The sequence below is a fragment of the Streptomyces alkaliphilus genome (assembly GCF_014141535.1).
GTDB lineage: Bacteria > Actinomycetota > Actinomycetes > Streptomycetales > Streptomycetaceae > Streptomyces > Streptomyces alkaliphilus.
In genome coordinates this window covers 1-429 of record NZ_VKHT01001754.1, presented here as the reverse complement: position 1 = coordinate 429, position 429 = coordinate 1, and the positions used below count along the sequence as shown (strand labels likewise).

Below are 429 nucleotides of genomic sequence, written 5' to 3'. Positions count from 1 at the left end.
GCCCGGGACCGAGAGGTCCCGGGCGGCCCCGGGGGTTTCGAGTCGGCCCGGCGAGCCGGCCCGGTCGTGTCGTTCAGCGCTCCATCCGCCGGTGGCGACGCACCGCGAGCGGCGCGAAGACAGTGATCAGCAGCAGCGGCCACACCACCGCCAGGAGCGGCGCGTGCGCGGCCGGCCAGGAATCCCCGCCCGCCCCGGGGTTGCCGAACAACTCCCGGCAGGCGGCCACGGTCGCGGAGAGCGGGTTCCACGCCGCGATCGTCGCCAACCAACCGGGCATCATCTCCGGCGCGACGAACACGTTCGACAGCGCGGTCAGCGGAAAGGCCAGCGGGAAGACGATGACGCCGACCGTGTCGGGATTGCGCACCAGCAGCCCCAGCCACAACCCCACCCAGGTGATCGCCAGGCGCAGCAGCAGGATCAGCC

At 73.2% G+C, this 429-nt stretch carries 1 protein-coding gene; it reads right to left on the bottom strand.

Annotation, left to right across the window (positions count from 1 at the left end; genetic code table 11):
- Positions 1–73: 73 nt before the first annotated feature.
- On the bottom strand, positions 74–429 hold a 356-nt coding region (locus FNQ90_RS26620; RefSeq protein WP_182608607.1), incomplete at its 5' end, for an ABC transporter permease.